This is a genomic window from Neptuniibacter sp. QD48_11 (genome assembly GCF_047778095.1).
In the GTDB taxonomy this organism is placed as follows: domain Bacteria; phylum Pseudomonadota; class Gammaproteobacteria; order Pseudomonadales; family Balneatricaceae; genus Neptuniibacter.
Map to the genome: position 1 here is coordinate 2,284,637 of NZ_CP180551.1, position 21,212 is coordinate 2,305,848.

General features: G+C 43.7%; 19 protein-coding genes and 1 tRNA gene. 9 read left to right on the top strand and 11 right to left on the bottom strand.

What is annotated here, in order from left to right; translation table 11 throughout:
• Nucleotides 1-13: 13 nt before the first annotated feature.
• The 6 genes from ACMXYU_RS10475 to ACMXYU_RS10500 all read right to left on the bottom strand — a co-directional run bounded on the left by ACMXYU_RS10475 (nucleotide 14) and on the right by ACMXYU_RS10500 (nucleotide 5,087).
• Nucleotides 14-652 carry a YceH family protein gene (locus ACMXYU_RS10475; protein WP_415901117.1) on the bottom strand — a complete coding sequence of 213 codons (639 nt, stop codon included), beginning with the start codon at nucleotides 650-652 and terminating at the stop codon, nucleotides 14-16.
• A 76-nt stretch (nucleotides 653-728) separates the two neighbouring features.
• The gene (locus ACMXYU_RS10480) at nucleotides 729-1,445 is read right to left on the bottom strand and encodes a hypothetical protein (RefSeq protein WP_415898600.1); all 717 of its coding nucleotides are present in this window, start codon (nucleotides 1,443-1,445) and stop codon (nucleotides 729-731) included.
• A gap of 9 nt (nucleotides 1,446-1,454) precedes the next feature.
• On the bottom strand, nucleotides 1,455-1,970 hold the full coding sequence (locus tag ACMXYU_RS10485; protein ID WP_415898601.1) for a hypothetical protein: 516 nt from the start codon (nucleotides 1,968-1,970) through the stop codon (nucleotides 1,455-1,457).
• The gene (locus tag ACMXYU_RS10490; protein WP_415887703.1) at nucleotides 1,967-2,575 is read right to left on the bottom strand and encodes a hypothetical protein; all 609 of its coding nucleotides are present in this window, start codon (nucleotides 2,573-2,575) and stop codon (nucleotides 1,967-1,969) included. Before ACMXYU_RS10490 ends, ACMXYU_RS10485 begins: the two co-directional genes overlap by 4 nt.
• Nucleotides 2,572-3,282 carry a MotA/TolQ/ExbB proton channel family protein gene (locus ACMXYU_RS10495; protein ID WP_415898602.1) on the bottom strand — a complete coding sequence of 237 codons (711 nt, stop codon included), beginning with the start codon at nucleotides 3,280-3,282 and terminating at the stop codon, nucleotides 2,572-2,574. The genes ACMXYU_RS10490 and ACMXYU_RS10495 overlap by 4 nt, the downstream gene beginning before the upstream one ends.
• Nucleotides 3,283-3,332: 50 nt before the next feature.
• Complete coding sequence (locus ACMXYU_RS10500) at nucleotides 3,333-5,087, bottom strand: pyrroloquinoline quinone-dependent dehydrogenase (protein ID WP_415898603.1); 1,755 nt, start codon at nucleotides 5,085-5,087, stop codon at nucleotides 3,333-3,335.
• 222 nt (nucleotides 5,088-5,309) lie between these two features.
• Between ACMXYU_RS10500 and ACMXYU_RS10505 the strand changes: the two genes are divergently transcribed.
• The 3 genes from ACMXYU_RS10505 to ACMXYU_RS10515 all read left to right on the top strand — a co-directional run bounded on the left by ACMXYU_RS10505 (nucleotide 5,310) and on the right by ACMXYU_RS10515 (nucleotide 8,227).
• The gene (locus ACMXYU_RS10505; RefSeq protein WP_415898604.1) at nucleotides 5,310-6,689 is read left to right on the top strand and encodes a sensor histidine kinase; all 1,380 of its coding nucleotides are present in this window, start codon (nucleotides 5,310-5,312) and stop codon (nucleotides 6,687-6,689) included.
• The gene (locus ACMXYU_RS10510) at nucleotides 6,676-7,332 is read left to right on the top strand and encodes a response regulator (RefSeq protein ID WP_415884126.1); all 657 of its coding nucleotides are present in this window, start codon (nucleotides 6,676-6,678) and stop codon (nucleotides 7,330-7,332) included. The genes ACMXYU_RS10505 and ACMXYU_RS10510 overlap by 14 nt, the downstream gene beginning before the upstream one ends.
• Nucleotides 7,333-7,471: 139 nt before the next feature.
• Nucleotides 7,472-8,227, top strand: coding sequence for a diguanylate cyclase (locus ACMXYU_RS10515; protein WP_415898605.1), 756 nt, complete (start codon nucleotides 7,472-7,474; stop codon nucleotides 8,225-8,227).
• Nucleotides 8,228-8,273: 46 nt separating this feature from the next.
• Here the strand turns inward: ACMXYU_RS10515 and ACMXYU_RS10520 are convergent.
• The 3 genes from ACMXYU_RS10520 to ACMXYU_RS10530 form a co-directional block, all read right to left on the bottom strand.
• Nucleotides 8,274-8,349, bottom strand: a tRNA-Ala gene (locus ACMXYU_RS10520).
• 166 nt (nucleotides 8,350-8,515) lie between these two features.
• Nucleotides 8,516-10,018 carry a glutamate--tRNA ligase gene (gltX, locus tag ACMXYU_RS10525; RefSeq protein ID WP_415898606.1) on the bottom strand — a complete coding sequence of 501 codons (1,503 nt, stop codon included), beginning with the start codon at nucleotides 10,016-10,018 and terminating at the stop codon, nucleotides 8,516-8,518.
• A gap of 106 nt (nucleotides 10,019-10,124) precedes the next feature.
• Complete coding sequence (locus tag ACMXYU_RS10530) at nucleotides 10,125-10,514, bottom strand: diacylglycerol kinase (RefSeq protein WP_415898607.1); 390 nt, start codon at nucleotides 10,512-10,514, stop codon at nucleotides 10,125-10,127.
• Between the two features lie 170 nt (nucleotides 10,515-10,684).
• Between ACMXYU_RS10530 and dusA the strand changes: the two genes are divergently transcribed.
• The 4 genes from dusA to ACMXYU_RS10550 all read left to right on the top strand — a co-directional run bounded on the left by dusA (nucleotide 10,685) and on the right by ACMXYU_RS10550 (nucleotide 16,240).
• A complete protein-coding gene (dusA, locus tag ACMXYU_RS10535) occupies nucleotides 10,685-11,668 on the top strand; it encodes a tRNA dihydrouridine(20/20a) synthase DusA (RefSeq protein WP_415898608.1) in 984 nt (327 codons plus the stop codon).
• A gap of 17 nt (nucleotides 11,669-11,685) precedes the next feature.
• Nucleotides 11,686-12,636 (top strand): transaldolase, encoded by a 951-nt coding sequence (gene tal / locus ACMXYU_RS10540; RefSeq protein WP_415898609.1) that lies wholly within the window; start codon nucleotides 11,686-11,688, stop codon nucleotides 12,634-12,636.
• 391 nt (nucleotides 12,637-13,027) lie between these two features.
• Nucleotides 13,028-14,722, top strand: coding sequence for an HAD family hydrolase (locus tag ACMXYU_RS10545; protein ID WP_415898610.1), 1,695 nt, complete (start codon nucleotides 13,028-13,030; stop codon nucleotides 14,720-14,722).
• Between the two features lie 84 nt (nucleotides 14,723-14,806).
• Nucleotides 14,807-16,240, top strand: a complete 1,434-nt coding sequence (locus ACMXYU_RS10550; protein WP_415898611.1) for a beta-galactosidase — start codon at nucleotides 14,807-14,809, stop codon at nucleotides 16,238-16,240.
• 2 nt (nucleotides 16,241-16,242) lie between these two features.
• Here the strand turns inward: ACMXYU_RS10550 and ACMXYU_RS10555 are convergent, their stop codons facing one another.
• On the bottom strand, nucleotides 16,243-17,472 hold the full coding sequence (locus tag ACMXYU_RS10555) for an MFS transporter (RefSeq protein WP_415898612.1): 1,230 nt from the start codon (nucleotides 17,470-17,472) through the stop codon (nucleotides 16,243-16,245).
• Between the two features lie 65 nt (nucleotides 17,473-17,537).
• Nucleotides 17,538-18,407 (bottom strand): polyamine aminopropyltransferase, encoded by an 870-nt coding sequence (speE, locus tag ACMXYU_RS10560; protein WP_415898613.1) that lies wholly within the window; start codon nucleotides 18,405-18,407, stop codon nucleotides 17,538-17,540.
• A 518-nt stretch (nucleotides 18,408-18,925) separates the two neighbouring features.
• Between speE and ACMXYU_RS10565 the strand changes: the two genes are divergently transcribed.
• Nucleotides 18,926-19,939 (top strand): amino acid ABC transporter substrate-binding protein, encoded by a 1,014-nt coding sequence (locus ACMXYU_RS10565; RefSeq protein ID WP_415884114.1) that lies wholly within the window; start codon nucleotides 18,926-18,928, stop codon nucleotides 19,937-19,939.
• Between the two features lie 79 nt (nucleotides 19,940-20,018).
• On the top strand, nucleotides 20,019-21,200 hold the full coding sequence (locus tag ACMXYU_RS10570; protein ID WP_415898614.1) for an amino acid ABC transporter permease: 1,182 nt from the start codon (nucleotides 20,019-20,021) through the stop codon (nucleotides 21,198-21,200).
• The last annotated feature ends 12 nt before the right edge of the window (nucleotides 21,201-21,212 follow it).

The following is a 21,212-nucleotide window of genomic DNA, read 5'->3' on the forward strand; positions in this document are numbered from 1 at the left end:
TTAAATCAATTTCTTATGAGTTTTTTAACGTCATAATCTCTTGTTTAAGATCTGCGACCTCTTGCTCTAGCCTAGCGATTCTCTGTTGCAGAGTAAGATTGTGATCGTCAGTATCCGTTGCGGCCATTTCAACATCAGCATCTTCAACCGTACCGCTGAAAAGATGGACGTAACGTGATTCCCGCTTACCCGGTTCACGCGCTAAGCGCTGAACCAAAGACCCCATAGGGTGATCCGCTAAACTAGTCAACGTAGCTTCTACTTCAGATACGTCCTTAAATTCGCATAGGCGATTTGTTCTAGTTCTTAATTCACCTGGTGTTTGCGGGCCACGAAGAAAAAGCACACAAATAACAGCAAGTTGTTGTGCAGTAAATTGAAGGTCGCTGAACTCGGTGTTGCAAAAGCGGTGCTTAAACTTAGATACACGGCTGCCAAAACCGCTCTCATCACGCACTAAGCGTTTCTCTTTAAGCTCATCCAGTATGTTTTGAACTTCGCTCTCATCAAGTGACAGAACAGGCTCTCGATTACTTTTCTGATTACAAGCGGTTGTTAGGCCATTAAGTGATAGAGGATATTGATCGGGTGTCGTTATCTCTTTTTCCAACAAACAACCAATAACACGAGTCTGTAGTAAAGTTAGATCCATATCCACGGTGTACTTCCTTCTGTTTCAATATGTTATCCACCATAACATATTAGACATGTTTCGGAAGAAAACTGTTTTATGGATCAAAGCGAGATAATTCGTAACTGATTACCCCACCCTTAAATAACTCCATCCTTAATGGTTCTTCTCGTACAAGTTTCACTAAACCAACGCCCGGGGCATACCATTCAGTCTGAGTAATCGGGATATCTTGATACCCGAGTTTAGGGTCAACATAGAGGGTTAAGACTGTAGTCCCTTCAACCCTGATACAACGTTCAAAGGTTCCTGCAGGAACTTCAACGGTATCGGTAACCGACTTAATCTCAAACTGTAAGTTAATATCCCGTTTGCGTGGATCGGGTACTGCGAAAGAAGCAGTCGCATGTAAAGCATAAGGCTTGGTAGGTACCGTCCAACTACGACCTACTTCAAGATCTTTATTATTGGGTAAGATCCTAACGAGCGACTTTTCAAACCTTGGTTGGTATTCAATCAATGTACGACGTGCAGCCCGATAAACCCCTGTATCATCTTTGAGAATATAGTAATCGGTGCCATCACTGGTATGACGCACACTTATCACATCTTCAGTAAAAACCTCTCCCTCTTTAAATTGGGTTTCACCGAGATTCTCGATTGAAAACTCACGTTGGCTTTCTCGATCACCAAATAGCTCGTTAACCTGATATTCCCAAACAACACCTTTCTGCAAAGGGAAATAATCTGTGTCAGGAATATCAGCGCTACAACCCGCTAATATCAAGCTCGCCAGAAAAAAAGTAATTCGCATAATCACAGTTTATTTCTCCGGTAGAGCGGGATCAGGGACTTGAGTAAAATTGATCAGCGGAGATTTTTGCCCCAAAGCATCCTTACGTTTTGCATCTGAAGGCTTAGTAAAGCGCTTTGAAGGCTGTCCTAACTGAGGCTGTCCACTTTTAGTTTTCTTTAACGCTTCTTCAACAGCACCATGGGTCGCTTGATCATAATCGATTCGGAAGGCTCTAGGCTTTTCGTCCAGCTCATCATTTTTAAGATCGGTAAGCCAAATGTAGATATCACCGTCTCTATTTGCTTGCTTATCCGGCTCTTCAATCACCGCATAGTGAAATAGGAACTTATCAGGTAAAGCTGTTGGGCTAGGCCAGCCCTGACTTTGTTTCCACCCCACGTAGCTACAACCGTAGAAAAACAATGCAATGACAACGAGACCCGCTTTAACTGGCCACTTCAATCGCCCACTGATGACCGCCAACAATAACAGTGCCGTTAAAAACACATAAGCCAATGTCAGCACTAGGAGTTCTTCATTCATTTCTGATTCGCCTTAATAATGCTCTTCTGCAGTTTGTTAATATTGGTTACTTTGCCTTGCGTATTCAGGGTAAAACGCAAGGCTGTCAGCTCATCATTTTCAGCTGCCAAGGTTTCGGTGGTGTAACTAATAACCTTCAAAACTGGATTCACCTCTGCCAGATAGACGGTCACCGGCACAGGCTCGTCATTTTCACTTTTGAAGTAATGTAGGTTGATCACATACTCACCTGGAGGCCGACCTCGTATCGTCAGTACCTCCTGATTGATTGGATTCGTAATCGTTTTTCCATCAATCACCTGAGTATCATTGGCGTTACCGCGATCATCTCGGTCCAAGTGCATCAGACCTTGTTGTGTCCGTTTGTAGTAAACCTTTTCACCTTTGGGACCTAAGGCCCAAACATCAATATCGTTAGGGCTACCATCCGGCCAACTCACCGTAATAATAAACTCAGCTTTAGGATCAATAATCCCCGACTTTGCCGGCGGATTGAGCAGTAACAGAGCAACCAAAAACAAAAAGGTAAAAGTCAGCAATGCGTTGAAGAGCAGATCGGTAAACGGATCTATTTCAAAGTTTGATCGCTGCCCAAAGAGCTTCATGACGCAGGCTCGCTATCTGCAGAACTATTTTTTTGCTGACCTAAGGTGATGCTTAATGCCACAAAACGATCAGCCATACGGTCCAGCAGTAAATATTGAACACTTAATAGCATGCTGCAGGTTAAACCAATCAAGGTAGTACTCATGGCGATGCCCATACCATGAGTCATCTGTTGCATTAAGGTTTTAACATCATCAATCGTCAGATTTTCCAAGCCAGAAACAGAACTCAGCATGATGATAAAGCCTATCACCGTACCTAAGAGCCCCAACTTGACCATGACACCCACAACAAACCAGCCTACTTGGTGAGAGCCTCGAGCCCCTTCAACAAGTAGCTCGGCTAATAGTCCTTTATCTGCGTTTTGATCATGTAACTCTTCATCAGACACATTGAACAGGTAATCCTGTGAAAGAGAGAGACCATCTGGAAAAGCTTTTTCCTCGGGGGTTAACCCCGTCTCTTGGCGGCGGATATAGTAATGATCCAACATCGAGAACTGTTGAGAGAGATAAAAGCTGCGATAAGCACAATGGCAGCTCATGCCTACTAATAACACTAAGATGAATATGCAAACGCGGGTTTGATCTTGCTGAATGATCTCCAACAGCACTCCTTGATCCCAACCGACATAGAAGCCAAAAAGAATCACGCCAAATAATAAAGCCCAGTAGAGCAGAACTTTATATTGCACAGGATTGTACATACTAAGCATCCTTACACATTCAGTTATGAGCGATCTCTAATACTACTAATTTATTTCGCTGCTCGAGGCAAACTAAATACCAACAAACTATCCCCTGTGGGGTAGCCTGCGATTTTATTTCCGCCTGCGGCAACAGCAATGTACTGACGACCATTGTGGCTATAACTGACCGGCGGCGCATTAACACCATAGGACTGTTTATAGCTCCAAAGCTTTTCGCCTGTCGTAGCATCTACCGCAAAAAACTCACCATCACCCTCACCACTGAACACTAAATCACCGGCTGTTGCCAAAGTTCCACCGAGCATGGGCAAACGCGTTTTCTTCTGCCAGCTCAACTTACCGGTTTTTAAGTCGACCGCCGTTAGAGTTCCATAACGTTGTTTCTCATCAAACTCAAAATAGCTATAGGTTTGCCAAGGTAGCTCTGAATTCAGTTTTAAAGGTTTGCGGTAATAAGTTGCTGGCATGTGAATACCTGCAATATAGACTTGCTGCTTATCTGGATTGAGTGATACTGGAGACCAATTGCTACCACCTGCGATTCCCGGAGCAATGGTTACCCCTTCCTCAGTTGGATCAGCAAATAAGTTAATTTGAGGCACAAAAGGATCAGATTTAAACAGCAACTCACCGGTTTCTCTGTTAAGTACGTAGAACCACCCGGTTTTTCCCGCTTGTCCTACTGCTTTTACAGTTTCACCTGCCACAACGGTATCAAATAAAACTGGAGGGCTTGAAACATCGTATCCCCAACGATCATGTGGCACTTGCTGGAAGGCCCATTTAAGCTCTCCATTTGTACTATCAATCGCCACAATACTCGAGGTATGAAGGTTATCACCCGGTCGAGTTGAACTGTCCATATTAGGTGCGGGATTGCCTGTTCCGGCAAACAACCAACCGGTTTCTTCATCTATTGCCGGCGTGGTCCATATAGACCCACCGCCGAGTTTCCAACTATGTTTAAACCTTTGAGCAGCCGCTTTTTCCGCTGCAATATCACGATTAAGCGTTAAGCCACTTGTCGTGGTTTCTTGCCAATCACCCACCCAGTGCTCACCATCAACACTGTACCAACGCCACAACTCCTTACCGGTCTCCATATCAAAGGCAGATAGAAAACCACGCAATCCCGTCCGGCCATCGCCAATACCAACAACCCTTAGCCCTTTTTCAGTATCAAGATGTAAACCATACCCAGCCCCAGTACTACCGACAATTACCATATCCTTGTAAATCTGAGGGGCCATATTGAAACTATGGCTTGTGCCACCAGTAATCTTAGCGTCCCCGCCAAGATCCATTCCCTGTAACAATCCATCAACGCTTTCCTGAACGGAGAGCTCTAAATCTTCGACTTTGTTCTGCCATACCAGTTCACCCGTGGTTTGATCTAATGCGATCAGCTGTCCATCTATAGTTGCCTGAAAAACCTTACCTTTAGCTACAGCCACACCTCTATTTGCTGGCCCACAGCAACTTTTCTTTTTCGGTTTTGGATGCTCATAACGCCACACCTGCTTGCCATTCTCAGCATTCAGCGCAACGACATGATTGAAAGGAGTCGATATGTATAAATGATCACCAACTTTTATAGGGCTCGTTTGAAAGCTCGCTTTGATACCGCTATCAAACTTCCAAGCCAACTGAAGTTTTTCTACATTGGTTCGGTTTATTTCTGTAAGAGAACTAAAGCGCTGATTCTCCAAACCATTGCCATAGATTGCCCAATCATCGGCAAATACGACTTGGGATAAGACACTCCCAAGCATTAATCCTAAAAGCTGGTTTGGCACTCGCATAAGTGATTCCTTAATACGCATGATGTTGTATAAATCGATCAAAACAGGATCGACTTTGATTACTTAAGCATAGAACTAAACTAACTTTTCCTTTTAAAAATCAACAGCGTTAACTTGACCACAAAAGGCGGGTTTATTGCCCGATACACAAACACGTTATCTACCTACAATATGAAACATTCTTTTAAGGCATAGATACCAAGACAAAGATTCTGTTTACTGATGAAGTCGATAAAACTTAACTTTCTGCTAATTTCTCTTGTTGCTATTTCGGGAATGGCTGCGCTACTAATCTCTGCATTTATAGCTTTATATAAGACAGATGCAGACTCACGGAAACATGCTCAAGAGATATCTGCCATCGTAAAGCAACAACTCGAGTTTCAGGTTTTAAAAGTTCAAAACGATGTAATGGCGCCAGAGCACTTCCCAGACTTTTTCCTATGGAAGCACTCTTCAGGCTTCACTGGGTTCTGCGTTTCCTTTGAAAATAATACCGGCGAGGTAGCACGTAGTCTCTGTACAGGTGATTACACTGAGGATGAATGGCCTTTATGGTTTGAAAGCTTCTACCTAGCACTGTTCACTTCAGCAGAGGAAACACGTTCCAGAATCACCTCAGAAATTGGTATTGAAGGTGACATTGTCGTTTCTCCTAGCAAACCAATTTTGTTGCACAATGCCTGGAATAACATCATGACGTTGATGGAATTTTCTATCATCGTCGTCGTAATCCTTAGCTTGCTGCTCTATCTATGCCTTCACTGTATTTTAAAGCCGGTTAAAAAAACCCAGCGGGTTTTAAATGAGATGCAGAAAGGTAACTTAAACGCTCAAGTTCCCTCCTCTCATATCAAAGAATGGCAAGAAACCGCGACCGCGATAAATAACTTAGCTGCCAGCCTTAAAGAAACCTTAGATGACCGAAAAGAACTCTCATACAAGCTCCTCAACATCCAAGAGAATGAACGACGATATCTTTGTCGAGAGTTGCATGACGATATGGGGCAATACCTCACAGGACTCAGAGCGATCTCTCATTTCCTGCAACTAGAAGTCGATAGCCAATGCCCAGAACTTTCGCCCAAAGTTAAGCAGGTAAACACGATCTCTGAAGAGATGATGGAGCTGGTAAAAGACTTACTCTTCCGTTTGCGACCTGCAGATTTAGATGAGCTAGGTATCTCTGAGAACTTACAATCGATGATCCAAGACTGGAACACCAAACACATCGATAAAAACTGCTCGATCACTCTAGAAGGTGAGATTAACAGTATTCCAGGGGCAATAGCCGTAAATATCCTTAGAACTATTCAAGAGTGTTTAACCAATATTGTAAAACACGCCTCTGCCAGTGCCGCAGAAGTACATCTAACTTACTACCCAACAGATCATAAATATCTAACGTTAACGATCCAAGATAATGGCAATATGACTCAGCCTGAGCCGCTAATTAAACCGGGGAATGGTTTATTAGGTATCAAAGAACGGATTAATGCGCTTAATGGTGAATTAGAGCTGAGTAAATCACCATTAGGCGGACTCAAAATAGCAGCGAGTATTCCTGTCTGCGAAATTAAGGAATCAAATGAGCACAGTTAATATTCTTCTAGTAGATGACCATGCTATTGTCCGCGAAGGTTACAGAGCACTTCTAAATCGCGAACCTAATTTCAACATTATCGCTGAAGCGGAATCTGGTGAAGAGGCATATTCCCTCTATCAACAACATTCACCTGACCTCGTTCTTTTAGATCTGTCGTTACCAGGGAAAGGTGGTTTAGCGACCCTTTTACAAATCCGCCAGTACGACCCTAAAGCCCAAGTTCTGATCTTCAGCATGCATCAAAACCCGGCAATGGCAAAAAAAGCGGTTGATGCGGGGGCCCGTGGCTACATAACTAAAAGTAGCGACCCTGACATACTCATTCAAGCAGTAAAAGATATTATCAACGGGAAATTAGCTATCAGTGATGATGTCTCACGGGCATTAGCTCTGGAAAGCTTGCAAGGTGAAGCCGCTATCCTTAGCAAACTATCAACTCGAGAGTTTGAAATTCTGCGAATGATGATTGCCGGTAAAACAAAAGATGAAGTAGCCGAGACGCTTTGCATTAGTGCTAAAACAGTCGCCAACAGTTACTACATCATCAAAAGCAAGCTTGAAGTCAAAACCGATATTGAGTTGATCCATACCGCTATTCAAGCAGGCATGCTCTCTCCATCAGAGTTAATACCTGTTTAATAACATGCATTGAGCCCGCTCAATAAAATTCATTCTAAAAGACCCCATAGTCTGCGTATATTTACGTATATACCCTGTAGTATTCAGTTACTACGATGTTAATAAGCCACATCTTTTTTTGATTGTATAAGGAAGGTAAATGCGATTAGTAGTCAGACGCTTAGGCCGAGTCAAACTAATGCTGATTATTACTGCGATCTCTGTCGTGATGGCTGTCATTTTAAATTTATTGATCTCTTATATTTTCAATTATCAAACACCTTTAACACAAAGCATGTTGAGGGCTGCAATAATTCCCCTGATTATCGCTCCAGTTGTCTCCTGGTATCTTCTCGGTCTTCTTCTTGATTTGGATAAACTCGAAGAAGAGATGAATAAGCTAGCAACCTACGATGACCTAACTGGCCTATACAATCGCCGTTCATTGTTTAAATCCTGCGGTTTACTTCATCGCCTAGCAATGCGAACTAAGGAAGCGTACAGCGTAGTCATCATCGATCTGGATTTTTTCAAAAAGATTAATGATAAATATGGCCACGCAGCCGGTGATACCGTCCTCAAATCTTTTGGAACCGTACTAAAAAAAGTCACAAGAGATTGTGATATCGCTGGACGACTGGGCGGTGAAGAATTTTGTATTTATCTAAGTAACACCCAACAGGACCAAGTAGGCCCCATAGTTGAGCGCTTAAATGATGAGATACAAAATAACTTACCAAAGTGCGATGGCACGCAGATCCATTACACCATCAGTTTAGGTGTAGCAGAGAACAAACCTGGCTTAGAAATGAGCTTTGAAGATATCCTCAATAAAGCAGATATCGCATTATATGCGGCTAAGAATAGCGGCAGAAATAGGATGGTGATATACAGTGATGAACTGGGGGACAAATAAATAATCTGGAGCCTAGCGGGATCGAACCGCTGACCTGTCGGCGTGATGGTGGAGCCTAGGAGGATCGAACTCCTGACCTGTTCGCTGCCAGCGAACCGCTCTCCCAGCTGAGCTAAGGCCCCATATATGAAGTGTGGCTATAGTAATTAGCCCAAAAAACAGAGTCAAGAAAGATTGAAACTCTTAAAGTAAGCTAACTGTTGGAAAAACAGGAAAAAGCGTAAAGAAAACTGAAGTCGGCTGAACCAAACTGGTTTCACCGACTTCTACGCTTACAGAGTAAGTCTATTAACCTTCGATCTGCGCACTTAGTGCACGGTATTCTTTTTCCCAACGTTTCGCTTCTTTCTTAGAAGGACCGCCAAGAACATTAACCGCATGACGTAAACGAGCACGTGTCATATCTGGGCCTAGAATCGCCATCGAATCCATCACAGATACAGTCTGGTTAGTACCGGCTACCGCAATAAACAATGGGAATAGGAAGTCACGGATTTTATAATCCATTGCTTCTGCAAGCTGTTTAAGCTGACCGAATAGACGATCTTTATTCCACTGAGTTTCTGTATCTAGCAACCATACTGAGTACTGTAGCATTTTGCGGATATCATCAAGTTCTAATGATTTATGCGCAAAATCTTCTTCTGTGATATCCAACATGCCAGATAGGAAGAAGCTCGCAAGTGGAGCTACGTCAGACAGTTTTTCAACACGCTGTTGAATCAACGGTACAATCTGCATCAGGTATTCAGGGTTTAGTGCCCACTCCTGATACTTAGCTGCAAATTGCGCTGGGTCTAGGTCTTCACGCAACCATAGACCGTTCAACCAGCTTAGCTTTTCCTGATCAAAGATTGGACCACCAAGAGATACACGCTGAATGTCGAAGTTATCGAACATCTGCTGACGTGTGAATTTCTCGCTCTCATCCGGCATAGACCAACCCATGCGAGCAAGGTAATTCAACAATGCTTCAGGCAAGAAGCCCATACGCTGATAGTAAAGAATACTCGTAGGGTTCTTACGCTTAGATAGCTTAGATTTGTCCGGGTTACGAAGAAGCGGCATGTGGCATAGCTTCGGCATATCCCAACCAAAGTATTCGTAAAGCAACTTATGCTTAGGCGCTGAGTTGATCCACTCTTCACCACGGATAACGTGCGTGATCTCCATTAGGTGATCATCTACAACGTTTGCTAAGTGGTAAGTCGGCATACCATCAGATTTAAGCAGAATTTGAGCATCAACCATGCCCCATTCCAACTCAATGGTACCACGAAGCATATCGTCAACTTCACAGGCACCTTCACCTTCAGGTACAACCATACGCACAACATAAGGTGCGCCCGCTGCTTTACGCTTTTCTACTTCCTCTTCAGGAAGGGCAAGATCGCTTTGCTTAAGTGCAGTGTGACCACCAGCAGCGCGACGAGCAGTACGTAACTCATCCAACTCTTCAGATGTACGGTAGCAAAGGAACGCTTTGCCTTCTTCGACCAACTGCATCGCGTATTTTGCATAGTCAGCTTTACGCTCGCTTTGACGGTAAGGACCGTGAGGACCACCCACATCTGGACCTTCATCCCATTCCAACCCTAACCAACGTAGGGAGTCTAGAATCTTTTGTTCAGATTCATCCGTACTACGTGTTTGGTCAGTATCTTCGATACGCAAGATAAACTGACCGCCATGCTGACGAGCAAAGGCTAGATTGAACAATGCGATATAGGCTGTGCCTACATGAGGGTCACCTGTTGGAGAAGGTGCAACACGGGTACGAACGGTCGTCATTGGTGTCCTTGGAAATCTGATAAAAATGAATAGCGGCAATTATATACTTAGCGGCCCTTTTCGAGCCACTAAGAAATCAATTAGGCGATAGATAATAGGAGAGAAACTATAAATAGTTTTCCCAAAGAACAGCCCCCCAGATCAGACCACCCATAATCAGTGCGACCATCACGACGGCAGAACCTAAATCTTTGGCAAGCCCAGCTAACTCATGAAACTCAGTGCCCGCACGATCGACTACCGCTTCAATGGCGCTGTTGACCAGTTCAAAAGCTAACACCAATAAGCAAGTACAGATTAACGCCGCCAATTGCATAGGGCTTTGCGCCACAAAAAAAGATAGAGGAATAAGCACTGCACTCCCCCAAACCTCATAGCGAAAAGCGGGCTCTTGAATGTAAGCGGCCTTAAGGCCCTGCCATGAATAGATAGAAGCATAATAAAAACGCTTTAGACCCGTATTCTTGGCAGTCGCACCCTGTGGTTTATCGCTCATGGTAAAGTCATTTCCCTAAATTTATCGCCTAGCTTTAGAAGCTAAGGCTATCACTTCTACATTGGATTCCGTACAAATAGTTGGACAAAATCCACCTATGTGCAGCGCAAAATCGGTAGACAGTATATAATCGCCTCTGTTCTTCGATTTTGATTGTATCTACACATTTAATGACCTCTACAACAGATAACCTAAACCGTCGTTTTACCGTTGCACCAATGATGGACTGGACGGACCGCCACTGCCGTTATTTTCACCGCATTTTAAGCCGCCAAGCGGTTTTATATACCGAGATGGTGACAACCGGTGCTTTGATCCATGCCGAAGCAGATAGATTTTTGCGTTATAACACGCAGGAACAACCTGTTGCATTGCAGTTAGGTGGCAGCAACCCAGCCGATTTAGCCCAATGTACCAAGATGGCTGAGGATTATGGTTACAATGAGGTGAATCTTAATGTTGGCTGTCCTAGCGATCGTGTTCAAAACAATATGATCGGAGCCTGCTTAATGGCTCATCCGCAGTTAGTCGCTGAGTGTTTAGAAACGATGCAAGCTGCAGTAAAGATCCCTGTTACAGTAAAACACCGTCTTGGTATCGACGATATGGATAGCTATGAAGAGCTACTCAGTTTTGTAGAGACAGTGCGTGGCAGTGGATGTAATGTATTTATTATCCATGCGCGCAAAGCGATTCTTCAGGGCCTAAGCCCAAAAGAGAACCGTGATATTCCGCCATTGAAATACGACTGGGTTTACCAAATAAAACAGGAATTCCCTGATCTAGAAGTGCATATCAATGGTGGCATCAAGACTCTCGAAGAGTGTCACACACATTTGCAACATGTTGATGGTGTAATGCTAGGCCGCGAAGCCTATCAAAATCCTTATCTTTTGGCAGATGTAGATAACGAGTTATACAACTGCCCTGATGAGAAGATCAGCCGTAAAGGGGCTGCTCTAGCGATGGTGCCGTATATTCAAGAACAGTTAGCAGAAGGTGTTTCGCTGCACCACATCACGCGGCATATGCTTGGGCTATTTCACGCGCAACGCGGCGGTAAACAATTCCGCCGCTTTATTAGCGAAAATGCGCATAAACCTGGCGCTTCAATTGATGTACTCTTTGAAGCACTGGAACGTGTACCAGATTAGAATGGACTACTAGAAAGATGACAAGTCAGTTAGAAAAGCTAAAAGAAATTACTACTGTTGTTGCTGATACCGGTGATATCGAAGCCATTGCTCGCTTTAAACCTGTTGATGCGACCACTAACCCATCTTTACTGCTAAAAGCCGCTGAGCTTCCACAGTACAGCGCTATATTAGAGACAGCTAAGCGCTGGGCGACTGAAAAAGGCGGTAGCGAGCAAGAAGTACTGGACAACATGACTGATCGCCTTGCGGTAGAGATCGGTCGTGAAATTCTAAATATCATTCCAGGTCGCATCTCGACAGAAGTTGATGCACGTTTATCGTTTGATACGCAAGCAACATTGGAACGTGCACGTAAGTTGATCGGCCTTTATGAAGAAGCGGGTATCTCTAAAGACCGCATCCTGATTAAGATTGCTTCTACTTGGGAAGGAATTCAAGCAGCACGTCAGCTTGAGCAAGAAGGTATTAACTGTAACCTAACTCTGCTATTTAGCTTTGCCCAAGCAGCAGCATGCGCAGATGCTGGCGTTTACCTAATATCTCCTTTCGTAGGCCGTATTCTTGACTGGTTTAAAGCGAACGAAGAAGGCGACTTTACGGGTGCTAACGACCCAGGCGTTCAATCAGTAACGAGTATCTACAACTACTATAAAGCGAATGGCTACAACACCATCGTAATGGGTGCGAGCTTCCGTAACATTGGCGAGATCCAAGAGTTAGCTGGTTGTGATCGTTTAACAATCGCTCCAGCCCTAATGCAAGAATTAGAGGACAGCACTGATGAGCTGCCAACTAAACTTGCACCTGAATCCGCAGCTTCCGAGCAAGGTAAACTTTCTTTGAATGAAGCAGAATTCCGCTGGATGATGAACGAAGATGCCATGGCTACAGAGAAGCTAGCTCAAGGTATCCGCAGCTTCGCAGCCGATCAGATCAAGCTAGAGAAACTGCTTCTAGCGGTATAAAACACCCCTGCAGAAATAGCGAAAAGCCCTCAATAGAGAAAATCTACTGAGGGCTTTTTCTGTAGGAACCTGCGAAGAATTCTCATACTTTCCCAGTGGATTATAAAACGACCAGATACGCGAAAGTCGGCGCAGTGAAATGTCTAGACCTTTTCAAGTCGACTAATAAAGTAGATGGTCGTTTTAGAACCCACCCAACGGGGCTTACAGAGCAACTGAATCACTTTGTTAATGATTTTCGACAGGCCACCAGCATGCCTGTAATCATTGCCTCGTGCTTCAATTTCACTGTAAGCCTGGGTCGTATTGGACTTGTTCGTAGGTTCCCCAATCAATATCCTGTCTATACTGATTTCTATGCCACCCTCAATTTTGGCTGAGGAGATCAGATATGGATACCGTTGTACTCCCCTACCCTAAGCTCATGCTGTTTGACTGGCATGGCACCCTTGTCGATACCCACGGCGCAATGTATCAAGCCATCGAAGAGATGCTTGCTCAATTAGACGAGCTAAATCTCACCCGACACATTCTGCCCGAAGAGAAAGCCAAAACCGAAGATGACGAAAAGCTCATCCGTTATATCCGTATCTATCGACATCTGCATCCACGAGTTTTAGCAGAACAACGTATATCCAGAACCGATGTATTTGAGGTTTTGTTTGGTGATAACGACAAAGCCAATGCCATAGCGCACAAAGCTTACAATGACTGCTATCGAAACCACTACGGCAGCGTAAAGCCTTTCCAAGCAGGCATGTATGAGTACCTTACTTATCTAAAGAAATTAGGTATTAAGATCGGTGTTGTTACCAACCGTAGCCGTGAATTTCTAGAACCCGAATTAGAGGCTGTTGAAAATGGCCGTTGGAAAGAGTTATTTGATGTCACACTTTGCGGCGATGAGATGCTGCACTATAAACCCGCGCCTAGCTCGATGATTCAGGCGAGTAAATCAGTCGATGAGCTCGCCGACCAGCATCTCTGGTATGTAGGCGATAGCGTTACCGATATGATGACAGCTACCAAAGCTGGTGTAACAAGGGTCTTTTATAACGGTGCCTTATGGAGCCCTCACTGGTTTGAACAAGTCTTTGCTGAATCGGCCCACCACCAATATGACCCAGATATTATCATTGATGATTTTGACGAGTTACTAGATCTCGTTTTGCAAAGCCGTAATGGCATTACCACCCCAGAATTAATACAGCAACGACCTCCTCGCCTTCCACCAAGAAAACCTCAACCACAAAGGGAAGAACCTGACTGGCACCCTGCTGTCGTGAATCTAACCTACCCTAAAGTTGTTCTATTTGATTGGCATGCCACCCTAGTAGATACCCTTGATGCAATGTATCACGCGGTGGACGATATGCTCAAAGACCTCCGCAATATGGGCCTGCTTGAACATTTAGTAGATTCTGCAAAGTGTAAATCCCCCGATGATCAACGCCTAGTCGATTATGTCCGTGAGAATCTAAGCCTACATCCCAAAATAAAACTCGACCGCAAGATATCCAGAACCGACATCTTCGAGATCCTTTTTGCAGATAACGAGGTTGCTAAGAAACTCGCTCACAAAGGTTTTACTGAGCATTACCGCAAATATTACGGAACAGCCCTGCCCTTTGAACCCAAAGTTCGGAATATGCTAGAAGGCCTGAGAAAACTGGGATTGACCGTTGGCGTCATCACCAATCGCGATCGCGAATTCTTTATTCACGAACTCAATACCGTCGATGATGGCTGGGCACACTTATTTGATACCGAAATTTGTGGTGATGATACAGTTCAACGTAAGCCTCACACTGACCAGATTCTAAAAGCCGCAGACAATCTAAATTGTGATCTAGGCTTGGACATCTGGTACGTAGGAGACAGCACAACTGATGTAATTGCCGCTAAGTCAGCAGGTATCACCAGCGTATTCTTTAACGGCGCTCAGTGGGATCAGCCCTGGCTAAACAAAATATTTCCTGGCAATGAACGCTACCCTTATAAACCTGATGTTGTCGTTAATGACTTTTCAGAGTTTTGGGCGCTGATGCTTTCATGTAGAAAACAGCAATCAAAGAACAATACTTAATTGAGATTAAAACCAACTACTAACGGTTAATAGGCTGCTGTATATTCGCTATCAAGATCTAGTCAACGGAATGGATTCCATTAAGTGCACTTTAAAAAAATCACATATCTTTGCGTCATATTTGCTTGGTTAGCTCCGCTTAGCTCTATTAGAGCGGAGCCCATTGACCTCAAAAAGCTCAAAGTCCCCTTAAGCTACTCTTTAGGCCTTGCTTTCCCCGGTTCCGACCCAGCTCATTACTATCTAATCAAGGATGCGGGCATTGGGATAGTTCGCCTAAGTGTTTCTTGGAAGCATATACAACCGCACAAAAACACCTTTAACTGGGCAGGACTCGATCAACGTATTGCAACTTTGCAGCGCTACAACATCCAACCGTTCTTAACACTGGAATCCAATGCAACTTGGGCTACTAAAGCGAATAGCCAACAGGTTAAAAACGGGTCACCTAAAGACTTAAATGATTGGCACCAATTTGTGACTCAAGTTGTCGATCGATACAATTTTGATGGCCAAAATGATGCACCTAAACTTCTGCGACCAGTAAAGTTTTATCAGGTTGCGAATGAATGGATCAGCAATAAAAACCGCTCTGGCGGCTGGGCCGATTCGACTAACTCACTGATTCAATATATCAATACCGCCTACGTTGCTGTGAAGGCAAGTGATCCCGAAGCAGCCTTTGTTCTTGGAGGTATCGCTTCGTTTAACTTAGATACAATTCTACTGGCTGAAGGCTTAGCTAACTTCCAAGTTCAACAACGATGGTCCAATAAATCTCAAACCTTAATACGCCCTCAAGAAGCTCAATCCGTGGGGATAAAGAGTATCCTCAACGGTCATGTTAGAGAAGTTTTATCCAAAGCCAAATATGATCTAGCTGATGCTCATCTTTACGGCCCCTACCAAAGAGATAAAAAACGCATTCAGCTAATCGCTAACGAAACAAACCTGCCAATCCAGAAAATAGTCTCAACCGAATGTGGCGGCCCTTCTTTGGACTACAGCGATAGCTACAACAACCAAGATCATTTTTATGCAGTACTAAATAGAAACCTCCATCTATTGAGTACGGGCTCACCTTTCTGCCTCTGGTTTGGTTTAGGAGAATTAATGACAACCACTTGGGGCAATCGAAAAGTCCCGTTATTTGATAAAAATAACAAAACAAAACCGGGTTACTTTGCTTACAAGTTGTTGGCTTATTTATTTGATGGGGAAGGAGGAATAACAATTGAGCATTTAAAAGATATTTCCTCTCAAGCCTATCAAATTAAGTTCCCCAACAGCCCAACTCACCCAGATATCTACGTGGGATTAAACATTGTTCAGGAAAAATTGATAACGAAGTTAGATAAAGCTGAGTTCGATACTTTATGCATTAATTCTTTGAACACTAGAGGATCATTAACTCGAAATGTAACTAACGTTCTTAACTGCGATAAAGGCATCGTGGCTATAGGTACTAAACTTCCCTCTTTAAGGAAAATACCAAAAACGAATCAGATAAATAAGTAAACCTATTTATCTCGAAATTGCTGAGGAAAAATCCAAACAAAAGCCAAGACAACTGCAATCAGACTAGCCAAAGCAGATACATAGAAAGTGGTGAAAGAACCAAAATCATCCCATAACAAGCCACTGACATAAGCACCAAGTGCGCCGCCCAAGCCAAATCCTACGCTAGAGAATAAGGCTTGTCCCTGCCCATGAGTTTTCTCGGTAAAGTATTGATGAACTAAAGCAATGCCAACGGCGTGAAGTGTGCCGAATGTTGCTGCGTGAAGCGTTTGGGCAAATAGCATAATCCATAAGTTTTCTGGGACTAGGCCTATCAGCCACCAGCGCACTACACAAAGCAGCAAGCTGACTAACATGATATTACGTATGCCCCATCGCTGTATCACCCAATGCATATAAATAAAGATGATCACTTCTGCGATAACACCTACAGCCCAAAGCAACCCTACTTCTGATCGACTAAATCCTACATCGACCATCAAAACGCTGTAAAAGGTGTAGTAAGCCCCGTGTCCGAATTGAACTAAGAAGCAAATAATAAAAAAGACCATTACCTGCGGACGTAGCAACAACTGCATAAAACTACGATTATCCGCTGATATTTGGGCCGCATCTGATTGAGCAGTGGTTGGAGGGATAAACAGCGTATTCAGCCAGATCAGGATCATTAACCCGAAGAGAATCCAAGGCAACCAACGAATATCAATATAATCAAGTAAAGCGCCAAGGCCTGCGACTGTTACAATAAATCCGATCGAACCCCACAGTCTTATGCGGCTATATCGAGCTTTGTCTTTGCCAAGCTGACTTAGGGTTATCACTTCAAATTGGGGAAGAACCGCATTCCAGAAGAAGCTAAAGCCTAACATTACTAAGCCTATCCCAATGGCAGTTGTTTGCCAGAAGATACCGACAAACATAATGCAGGTCATTAACGCACCAAACCGAACTATCTCGACACGTTTGCCGCTTTTGTCAGCCATCCACCCCCACAAATTCGGCGCTACAATTCTAGATAATTGCAGCAAAGCCATTAGTGAACCTATGGTCTGGGCATCAAACTGAAATGATTTGAGATAAAGGCTCCAGTAGGGAACCAAAGCACCTAATAAGGCGAAATAGAAGAAATAAAATCCAGAAAGGCGAATATATTGATCGAACTGCGGCATAAGCTGATCTGTCCCTTTCCTGGCTGATAGAAAATAAAAAGCCGGTTCACCTGAAGGCAACCGGCTATCGAGTAGACTAGATAACTATTTTAACTAGTAAGTGAACTAGATAGTACCGTTCGTCATCATGCCTCTTTTAAAGCATTTAATAAATATTGCGGTAAGCCAAAGCAACCTAAGTGCATTTGAGGGTTGTAGTAACGAGTTTCGATTCCGCTGTTATCAAAGCGCTTCTGCAACTCTGCCAAATCGATCGTTCGTAATGACTCATTATCTGAACCCCACGCCAACGTCATCACTCCACCGATATAGGTAGGTACAGCCGCGGTGTAGAACGATTGGTCTTTGAAGTACGGGCTTAAACGACGACGCGTAGTAATCACTTCATCTTGTTGTAGGAAAGGCACACCGTTCTGTGCGACAAAAACACCACCCTCTGTCAGCAAGTTCTTACACCCTTCGTAAAAACGACTCGAGAATAGCACTTCACCTGGGCCTACAGGGTCAGTGCAATCGGAGATGATTACGTCAAACTTTTCGTCGGTTTGATTAACGTATTCAACGCCATCGGCGATCACGATATTGGCACGTGGATCTTCAAAAGCACCTGCAGAGTGATTTGGAAGATATGTTTTACACATATCGATTACGGCTTGATCGATTTCTACTTGAGTAACATGTTCAACTGACTGGTGACGACATACTTCACGCAGAATGCCACCATCGCCACCACCGATAATCAAAACTCTTTTTGCATTCCCATGAGCCAGAATTGGCACATGCGTTAGCATTTCATGGTAAACAAATTCATCTCTTTCCGTAGTTTGAATAATCCCGTCCAACGCCATAACAGTGCCATAAACGGGATTACGGAAAATAATTAGATGCCAAGAATCCGTTTGTTGCTCGAACAACACTTCCTCTACATCAAATTCCTGACCGTAACCTTTATGGAGTGTTTCTTTGTATAAATTTTCTTTTAAAGACGTTGTCACTTGCTTTACTCGCTAACTAACGAAAAAAGGGGTAGCACCGCTAAACGCACTACATTAATTTAGAGTATAAACCTAACTTCGCAGGCCTTAAATTTTGGTCGCATTTATACCCCGAAAAAGGTAAAAAACAAAGCATTTCCACTCCCTCTAGAGCACAAAGATTCCACATCATTCAACACTGCTATTCCGCGGAGTTTAACCCACTCATCGGACTAACATTTTTATTCAACCCTCATAACATTTTTGATCAAGCAATCAGAAATAAATTTATTATTTGCTACTTTATCCATTTTATGAACTTTTTTTTACAACATTAGAAGCTAGCGAAACACGCTCTAGCCCTTACCACCAAAGGCCTAGAGCCTAACTACAACTAAAGTCTAATTTTACTACCATTTTCGATGTATTCTTCTAAGTTTGTTAGGAACTAAATAAATAACCTACGCTTACTACAACAAATAACAAAAACAAGACGGTTTTGCGGCGTATAAAAGCCTCAGAAAGGATGGAGAAACAGAATGAAATTACTTACCTCGGTTGTTGCTACAGGTATGGCACTTGGTTTAGCGTTTGGTGCTCAAGCAGGCACTTTAGAAGATGTTCAAAAAAGAGGCAGCGTATCTTGCGGGGTAAGTACTGGCCTTGCAGGTTTCTCTCAGAAAGATGAGAACGGTACTTGGAGCGGTCTTGATGTAGACGTATGTCGTTCTGTTGCTGCTGCTGTTCTAGGTGACGCAAGCAAAGTTCAATACAAGCCTCTTACAGCTAAAGAGCGTTTCACTGCACTTCAGTCTGGTGAAATCGATATTCTATCTCGTAACACTACTTGGACTCACACACGTGATACCTCTCTGGGTCTTAACTTTGCTGGCGTAAACTATTATGACGGTCAAGGCTTCATGGTTTCTAAAGACCTTGGCGTAAAAAGTGCTCTAGAACTAGACGGTGCAGCTGTATGTATCCAAGCAGGTACAACAACTGAACTTAACCTAGCAGACTACTTCCGTGCCAACGGCATCAGCTACAAAGCAATCACATTCGATACTTCTGACCAAACACGCTCTGGTTTCGAAAGCGGTCGTTGTGACGTCCTAACATCAGACCAATCTCAATTATACGCTCTACGTATAGGCCTCAAAGATCCTTCAGCAGCGATGGTACTGCCAGAAGTTATCTCTAAAGAACCGCTAGGCCCTGTTGTTCGTCAAGGTGACGATGCATGGTTTAACGTGGTTCGCTGGTCTCTAATGGCGATGGTTGAAGCTGAATTCCTAAAAATCGACAGTGCTTCTGCTGATAAAGCGAAAACAGAAGGTAATCCTTCTCAGAAACGCCTAATGGGTTCTGAAGGCGATGCAGGTCAAAAACTTGGCATCCCTGCTGATTGGGCATACAACATTGTGAAGCAAGTAGGTAACTACGCTGAAAGCTTTGAGCGCAATGTAGGTCAGGGTTCTCCGCTTAAAATTTCCCGTGGTCTAAACGCCCAGTGGAACCAAGGCGGTATCATGTACTCTTCACCAGTACGCTAAGGAAGGACCAAACAGAGGGGCATTTTTCATGCCCCTCTGCTATTTTTACTTATAACCTTCTGAAGATAAGTGCTTAATTATGTCTGAAAAGCCACAGGTGACGTCATCACCCTCCTTCTTCAACAACCCTAGAAACCGTTCAATTATTTACCAGCTGCTGTTGCTAGCAGGTTTGGGGTATTTCTTTTACGGTATTATTTCTAACACGCTGGCTAACTTAGAAGCCCGCGGTATCAAAAGCGGTTATGACTTCCTGTTTACGACTGCCGGATTCGATATTCTAATGTCGTTGGTGCCATACGATGCAACGCATACTTATGGTCGTACATTTATTGTCGGTTTATTAAATACCATTCTTGTTTCGACAATCGGGATCATTCTCTCGACAATCGTTGGCTTTATTATGGGGGTTGCTCATTTCTCTCATAACTTACTGATCAGAAAGCTGGCTGTCGCTTATGTAGAAACTTTCCGAAACATCCCACTACTACTTCAGATTTTCTTCTGGTATTTCGCGGTATTGGCAGCACTACCAAGCGCTCGTCAAAGCTTGAGCCTTGGGGAAGTGATCTTCTTAAACGTTCGCGGCCTCTACTTCCCAGGACTAAATGCTGAAAGTGGTGCAGGTATTGTTTATGCTGCGATTGCTGCTGCCATTGCCTCTATCTTTATCCTCAAGCGTTGGGCTAAGAAACGTCAAGATGACACCGGCCAGCAGTTCCCAGTATTACAAGCTAGTTTGGCTATTCTGTTTGTTTTACCTCTTGTTGCCCTATTTGCAGCAGGCGTACCGTTCACTTGGGACTTCCCTGAGCTTAAAGGCTTTAACTTCCGAGGTGGTGTAACGGTTATTCCTGAACTGATGGCACTTGCCTTAGCACTTACGGTTTATACCGGAGCATTTATTGCGGAAGCAGTAAGGGCGGGTGTTCAAGCAGTACCTCACGGTCAAACAGAAGCTGCACGTAGTATCGGGTTAAAAGAGAGCAAGATCATGAAGTTGATCGTTGTTCCTCAAGCCATGCGCGTTATTGTGCCTCTGCTTAACAGTGAGTATCAGAGCCTAGTTAAAAACTCGACTCTGGCAACAGCGATAGGCTATCCCGATCTATTCACCGTATTTGTTGGCACGACACTTAACCAAACAGGTCAGGCGATCGAGATCGTATTTATGACAATGGCGGTTTATTTTGTCGTTAACATGTCCATTTCTTTTGTTATGAACCGCTTCAATGCAAGCGTTTCTCTGGCTGAACGTTAATCGGGAGTGATT